This window comes from Runella sp. (genome assembly GCF_027484545.1).
In the GTDB taxonomy this organism is placed as follows: Bacteria; Bacteroidota; Bacteroidia; order Cytophagales; family Spirosomataceae; genus Runella.
The window spans coordinates 104,254-110,727 of sequence record NZ_JAIXST010000134.1 but is presented as its reverse complement, the minus strand read 5'-3'; the positions used below and the strand labels follow the sequence as shown (position 1 = coordinate 110,727).

The following is a 6,474-nucleotide window of genomic DNA, read 5'->3' as shown; positions in this document are numbered from 1 at the left end:
GGCAAAAACGAAGGGCAATGGCTTGGTCCCCAAAAGGTTCTCGAAATCTTGCCATCGCAACCGCATATTTCAAAATACCTGCCTAATATAGTTTGCACAAATTATTTACAGTAACTAAATTTATGATTGAATTCAAGTAAAAAGTTATACATTAATTTGTTGAAACCCACCACCGAAGTAAAGTCGTTATGCAAAAAACTTACCGGATAGCCATCTTACTTTTAGGTTTGATAGCAGCACGTTCAGACGCTCCCCGCGAACAGATGATTATCTTGGGACAGGCGTTTCAGCAGTTGAATACCCAAATTCGTGAACAAACCCTTACGCCTGACTCGGCGCAGATGCGATTTCAGGCAATTATGCTTCAACTTCGCGAAGTAACCGACCCGCTGCGTCAAAAAAGTTGCAATGATTCCATACGATTTGTGTTTCCTTTAAAAGATTATGATGCAGAAAATATTGGCGGTAATGGCTTTGGCTTTCGGCCGCGAGGATTCAATCTTTTCGACCATGGTGTACAGGGAAGTCATCCTGCACACGATATTTTTGTTTACGATCGCAATCAGGACAATATTGATGACCAAACCGATTTGCCCGTAGATGTATTGGCGATGCGTCCCGGAGTTGTGGTAGCTACTGAGGCCAACTGGACCCGCGAAAGTTCGTATAGAGGAGGCAATTTTGTATGGATATACGATCCTTGCTTAGACGGGTTGTTTTACTACGCCCATCATAGCAAAGTGATAGTAAACGTAGGCGATGAAGTGGTAGCCGGGCAAAAAATTGCAGAAGTGGGCCGTACTGGCCTCAATGCTGCTAAACCTCGTTCAGGTACACACCTTCATCTTATGTACCTTCAATTGACACCTGACGCGCTTCCACAGCCTATTAATACATACGATTGGTTGGCCGATGCGGAAGTGATAAGATAAAAAAAGTCGTTGGTGTTTTTCATTACACCAACGACTTTTTTATGTAGTACATCTTTTTTGAACCCTATTTTTTTATTAATCCTTTCAGCTCTTCCTGTAAAGTTTTGTTATCAGGAAACTCCTGTGGAATCCAGCGTTCCACTATTTTTCCCTGAGAGTCAATCAAGACAAACGGATAACGCATTGAGGTGGAGTAAGTATCCTTGAGTTTTTGAGCCTCTTCGTCCGAAGCCCACAAATGTACAACTCCCGGGCGGCTTTGAACCGTAGATTTCCAGTCTTCAAACGGGGTATTCGGAGTAACGTTTAAGTAAACAAAAGTGAGTCGATCACGGTAGGCTTCTTCTAGCGGTTTGAAAATCAATTCGTGCTGTTTGAGATTAAAACAAAACGCAATACAAACGGGCTTGCCTTTCAAACTGCTTAGTGATACGTCTTTCCCTTCCTGATTTTTGAAGGTGAAATTAGGCGCCCGTTGTCCTACATACTTTCCTTCTTTGGCCGCAATGGTCTGTTTGAAATAAGGGATCAGTTCAGAAGACGGATACGTTTTTTCGTAGTTTTTCAATAAAGCATGGGCAGCCGCCATGTCACTGCGGAAAGTAGTGGAATAGTCCAACCAATAAGTAAGCAAATACGCTCGCTGACGCGGATAAGCACGGAGTTTTTCATCGCTCAATTGATACGCATATTGCACGGCTTCGCCGCTGAGGACATATCTCTTGGCCGAATCAGTAGGATATTTTTGAGTAACGGGAATCTGAATGAAATTGCGCAATTCTCTGCGGTAAGGCTCACTCATTAAGGCGGCATCGGGCAGAACTTTGAAATTTTGCATTGTCAAATTTTCAATTTCCTGGCGTTGTTCTGGTTTCAACTGAATCCCTTGACTTTCACGAATCTTTTTATCTGATACAATCAACTTTAACAAATAGGCTTCTGTAGTGGTCGTGGCAGTTAGGTAGGTCTCAAATGCCTCATTGACGGGTTGCTGACTCTTCAAAGTTTGCAGGCGTTGTTGACGAGCCTGCTGTAGACTGTCTACTTTGGGTAAAATCGAGCTGTTGTCTATTTTGGTGGGATTGTAGCCAAAAACCGGTAAATATTCATACAAACTCTCTCTAAAATAATCCCGCAAAATTTCCTGGTAAATAGCATTAGTTCCCTGAAAGGTGAGTGATTTATCAGGATTAATCGTAATCGTCAGTTTATCATTTGGACTTATGAATAGCACATAGTTGGATCTCTGAGCAGGACGCTGACCCGCAACAAATGCCTGTGCTTTGGAAGTAATATTCAGTCGTACGATTTGAGGTTCTTTCAACTCAAATTCGGTCATCGCCCATTGTCTGGTTGTATCATCAAAATACCCAATGTTGAGAAACTCCATATCTATCAAACCAATGGAAGGGGCTTCGTGATATCGCACTTGTTCGGTTGCCAAAGACAACATAAAATTACTGCCAAGGGGCGTTTTAAGCGTAATTGGGGCAGTTTGAGCGACGAGTGTGGTGCTTATTAGGCAAGCAACAAAGCTGTAGAGTACGTGTTTCATGTTGTGTGATTTTTTCAGTAAACGAAAAAAAGTACAGATTATGTTAATGAATGTACCATTTTTGAGTTTAAGGTTAAACAAAAAAGCCGTTGTGAGACGGCTTTTTATAAATCATTATGTCATTTTTGTCTTTCTTACTTTCCAGTATTTGCTACTCCGTTTGGATTAAATTGTATCCATTCCACTCCAAATAGACCTTGGTTATTAGGCACTGATTGGGTTGTAGTGAACACCAAATATAAGTTGTGCAATTTCTCGTCCGGTCTGCGAAGCGAGGCAGTAAGAACCCCTATTTTGTTGTTAGAAACTTCTACTTCCCCAATCAATGCTCCCGTGGGGCTGTCCAATCGTATTTCAATTTTACCGCCTACAGTCCGATCCGGTGTGGCATATACCATAAATGAAACAGTGCTGATGTCAGTCAAATCAATGTCTTTGTAAAGTGCATAACTGCCATTTTTTACCGGTGCTAATACTTCCGACTTTGAAGGTAATTCCACATTAGTTGCATCTTTCACTTCGTCGTTTTGTACAGCTTTTACTTTGGCGGGGCGCAGTGCTACCGTAGTGGTAGAAGTTTGAGGGCCTACAGCGGCGTTTCCTTTGTCGGTATAGCTTGCCGTAAAAATATAAGAACCTTCTTTCTGTTTGGGAACAGTGACATATTCGCCTTTAACAGGTTTTTTGTCCGGTCCTTTTTCATTGGCCAACGACATGATATACTTTACAATATCTTTGGCTTCTTCTTTTTTGATTTGTGGGTGCGCACTCATGGCTTGCTCGCCCCACACGCCGCCGCCGCCTTGGATGATTTTGTCGGCCAATCGGCTCTCAATATCGCGCTCGCCTTTGTATTTTTTAGCCACCTGACGATACGCAGGCCCAATTGATTTTTTGTCAATGTCGTGACATGCTTTGCAATCCGACAAGTCCATAAGGCGTTTGCCCGTTGCAAACCCCAAATTTGCCTGATGGCCCTGGGCTAAAATGGTTTTGTCAAATCCTTCCAGATAATCAATTGTTACAGTTACATCTTCGGGGTTGATTTTCTTATTAGCTAAACTTCCGTCTTCTTTATCAGCTACTTTTACTTCGTAGTTAACAGGTTTGTTTTCCCAATAAAAAGACTTATTTCCTGCTACCGCTACTTCGACTTTTGGTGGCTCGTTGCCTACTTTTACCTCTACATTACTTGTCGAAGAATTCCCTTTGGCGTCAGTTACTTTTAACATAGCCGTGTAAGTTCCCGGTTTGGTATACGTGAAGGTTGGATTAGGAAGTGTGCTTTTGGGCAAACCTTTGCCAAAATTCCATTCATACGTAAGCGCGTCACCGTCATAATCCACTGATCCCTTTGAAGAAAATAGGGCTTTCATAGGAATGGCACCCGCTTTTTTGCTGACAGATGCAGCAGCAATCGGCTTACGGTTGCCTGCATTGTAAGTAATGCGCGATAAACGAGAATCATCGTTTTGAGCAAACCAGGTGTTTCCATATTCCATCACGTACAAAGAACCGTCAACGGCAAATTGCATATCAATCGGGTGATTGAATTTCGTACCCGGCATAAATTCTTCCATGCTCACAAAATTGCCGTCTTTGGTCATCGTTACAGGGTGAATCCAGTCACGGATCCACTCATAAGCAAACAGTTTACCATCGTAATGGCGAGGAAATTTTACATCTGTTTCAGGATAATCGTCGTAGTAATATACAGGGCCTGCCATTGCATTGCGTCCGCCTTTACCTACGATGGGACCAAACTCAGGAGAATCAGCATAGGGATAAAAAATAAATGCTTTTTGGGCAGGCGGTAATTCTGTCAGACCCGTATTATGTGGTGAATCGTTGATGGGTTTTAGAGGGTCAAACAGTTCACTTGATACTTTGGTACCCATATCATAGCGGTTGTAGGGTCTATTATCCCCTATAAAAAGCGGATAACCAAAATAGCCGGCTTTTCGTGCCTGATTAACTTCATCGTATCCTCGCGAACCACGGGTAGGGCTATCATTGCCCGCATCAGGGCCTACATCGCCCCAGTATAAATAATTTGTACGTTGGTCAATCGAAATACGATAAGGGTTTCGTGTTCCCATTGTATAAATTTCGGGACGTGTTTTGGGGGTATTAACGGGGAATAGATTCCCTGATGGAATATCGTATCCACCCTCCGGGCGAGGTGTTATACGCAGTACTTTTCCGCGGAGGTCATTGGTGTTGGAGGAAGTTGAACGTCCATCCCAACCTGCCCTTCCCGGGCGGCCGTCCAGTGCTCCGTACCCGTCATTGCCAAACGGATTGATATCATCACCCGTAGAAAGGTATAAATTGCCTTGTTTGTCCCATGCAATAGAACCACCCGTGTGGCAGCAGTCAGTACGTTTTACAGGAACGCGAATCAAGACCTGTTCGGTGCTTGGCAAAAGCGTGTCACGTTCTGTATCGTATTTCATGCGCACCAATCGCTGCGAAGTATCGGCCTCGGTTGATACAGGAGAATAATAAAGATAAACCCATTTATTTTGTTTGAAATTCGGATCCACATTAATTCCCATTAAACCATATTCCTGCTTGATGTAAACGGGTAAGTTGGCTACTATTTTATAAGTATTGGGCTTTTTAGGATTGTACAGTTTAACTTTACCTTTTCGCTCCGTAAACAATACCCGTTGGTCTTCCAAAACAACGATCTCAGTAGGTTCATCTAATTTTTCCAGCAAAACATTTTTAGTGAATCGATTCTCTTCGGGGGCAGTTGAGGGAGTTTGGGCAAAGGCCGAATTTATCAGCGTAGCCGACAACAAACACGTGCTCAATAAATGCGACGACTTGGGCCAAAATTGTAGTTTCATGTTAACGGTTAGTATAAAAAAATAGTGGTTATCATTTATAAAGCACAACTGATAGATAAACTAATTTGTTGTACTGCAAGTTTTAAACGCAGCAGGCTTTTTTCAGTAATACTGCGTTCTGATGAATTTGAACCATCCCTAAAAATATTTCGTTATTTCTTTGGAATGCTTGAACAATTTAACCGATATTTGTCACGTTTTTTTCAAAAACCAAATTACAAAGGTGGCACAATCTCTTTCACATACACGCTGCGCACACACTACGCCATTTTTTAGCAGGTCCGAAAGGACACATTAATCTATGTTTGCCTACGTAGCAAACTTCTTTCGCCAAGTTTTCCAAAAATCATTTATTTTATCAACACCAAAGCGGATTATTTGTCTCCGCAGAGGATATAATCCTGATTAAACGACAATGTCAAACATAGAAATCGTATCTGACCAATACATAGTAGAAACAGCCGAAGACAAACACTTCCATCTTGCCGAAACCATTTGCAATGAAATGGAAGAAAGTGCCAAACAGCGTGGAACTGGTATAGCCAAGCGTTCTCCCGTTTATATTCGGGAAAAAATGGCGGAAGGGAAAGCGATTGTTGCCACTACGCTTCTGGGAGATTGGGTAGGGTTTTGTTACATTGAAACGTGGGAACACGGCAAATTTGTGGCAAACTCCGGTCTTATCGTACATCCTGACCATCGGAAAAGCGGTATTGCCAAAGCCATCAAAAGAAAAGCTTTTGAACTTTCGCGTACCAAATATCCGGATGCCAAAATCATCGGTATCACTACCAGCCTTGCGGTCATGAAAATCAATTCTGACTTAGGGTATGAGCCTGTGACTTTTAGTGAGTTACCGGCCGATGACGCTTTCTGGAAAGGATGTTCAAGTTGTGTAAACTATGATGTACTGACCCGGACCAATCGCAAAAATTGCCTTTGTACCGGGATGATGCATGACGCTGAAGCCGCTCAAAAAACGGAGAAAAAAGCTCCGTGGGACTTTTTGAAAGAGTCAAAACTCTATGAGCGTTGGATGCGCCTGAAACAACGTATCTTACTGCGTCGAGAAATTCGTGAAGCCAAAGCACGTAACCGCCAAAGAGAATTGGAGTTGGTTTGATTCTTTTGA

At 42.6% G+C, this 6,474-nt stretch carries 4 protein-coding genes; 2 read left to right on the top strand and 2 right to left on the bottom strand.

The features are described from left to right. The first annotated feature begins 188 nt into the window (after window positions 1-188). Window positions 189-932: a M23 family metallopeptidase gene (locus Q0081_RS12570; RefSeq protein WP_298353613.1), complete on the top strand. Its 744-nt coding sequence runs from the start codon at window positions 189-191 to the stop codon at window positions 930-932. A gap of 64 nt (window positions 933-996) precedes the next feature. Here the strand turns inward: Q0081_RS12570 and Q0081_RS12565 are convergent, their stop codons facing one another. Both Q0081_RS12565 and Q0081_RS12560 read right to left on the bottom strand, forming a co-directional pair. Then, a complete protein-coding gene (locus Q0081_RS12565) occupies window positions 997-2,487 on the bottom strand; it encodes a redoxin family protein (RefSeq protein WP_298353610.1) in 1,491 nt (496 codons plus the stop codon). 134 nt (window positions 2,488-2,621) lie between these two features. Beyond that, the gene (locus Q0081_RS12560; protein ID WP_298353607.1) at window positions 2,622-5,342 is read right to left on the bottom strand and encodes a PQQ-dependent sugar dehydrogenase; all 2,721 of its coding nucleotides are present in this window, start codon (window positions 5,340-5,342) and stop codon (window positions 2,622-2,624) included. A gap of 415 nt (window positions 5,343-5,757) precedes the next feature. On the opposite strand from Q0081_RS12560, the gene Q0081_RS12555 reads away from it, so the two are divergent. Beyond that, the gene (locus Q0081_RS12555) at window positions 5,758-6,465 is read left to right on the top strand and encodes a GNAT family N-acetyltransferase (RefSeq protein WP_298353604.1); all 708 of its coding nucleotides are present in this window, start codon (window positions 5,758-5,760) and stop codon (window positions 6,463-6,465) included. The last annotated feature ends 9 nt before the right edge of the window (window positions 6,466-6,474 follow it).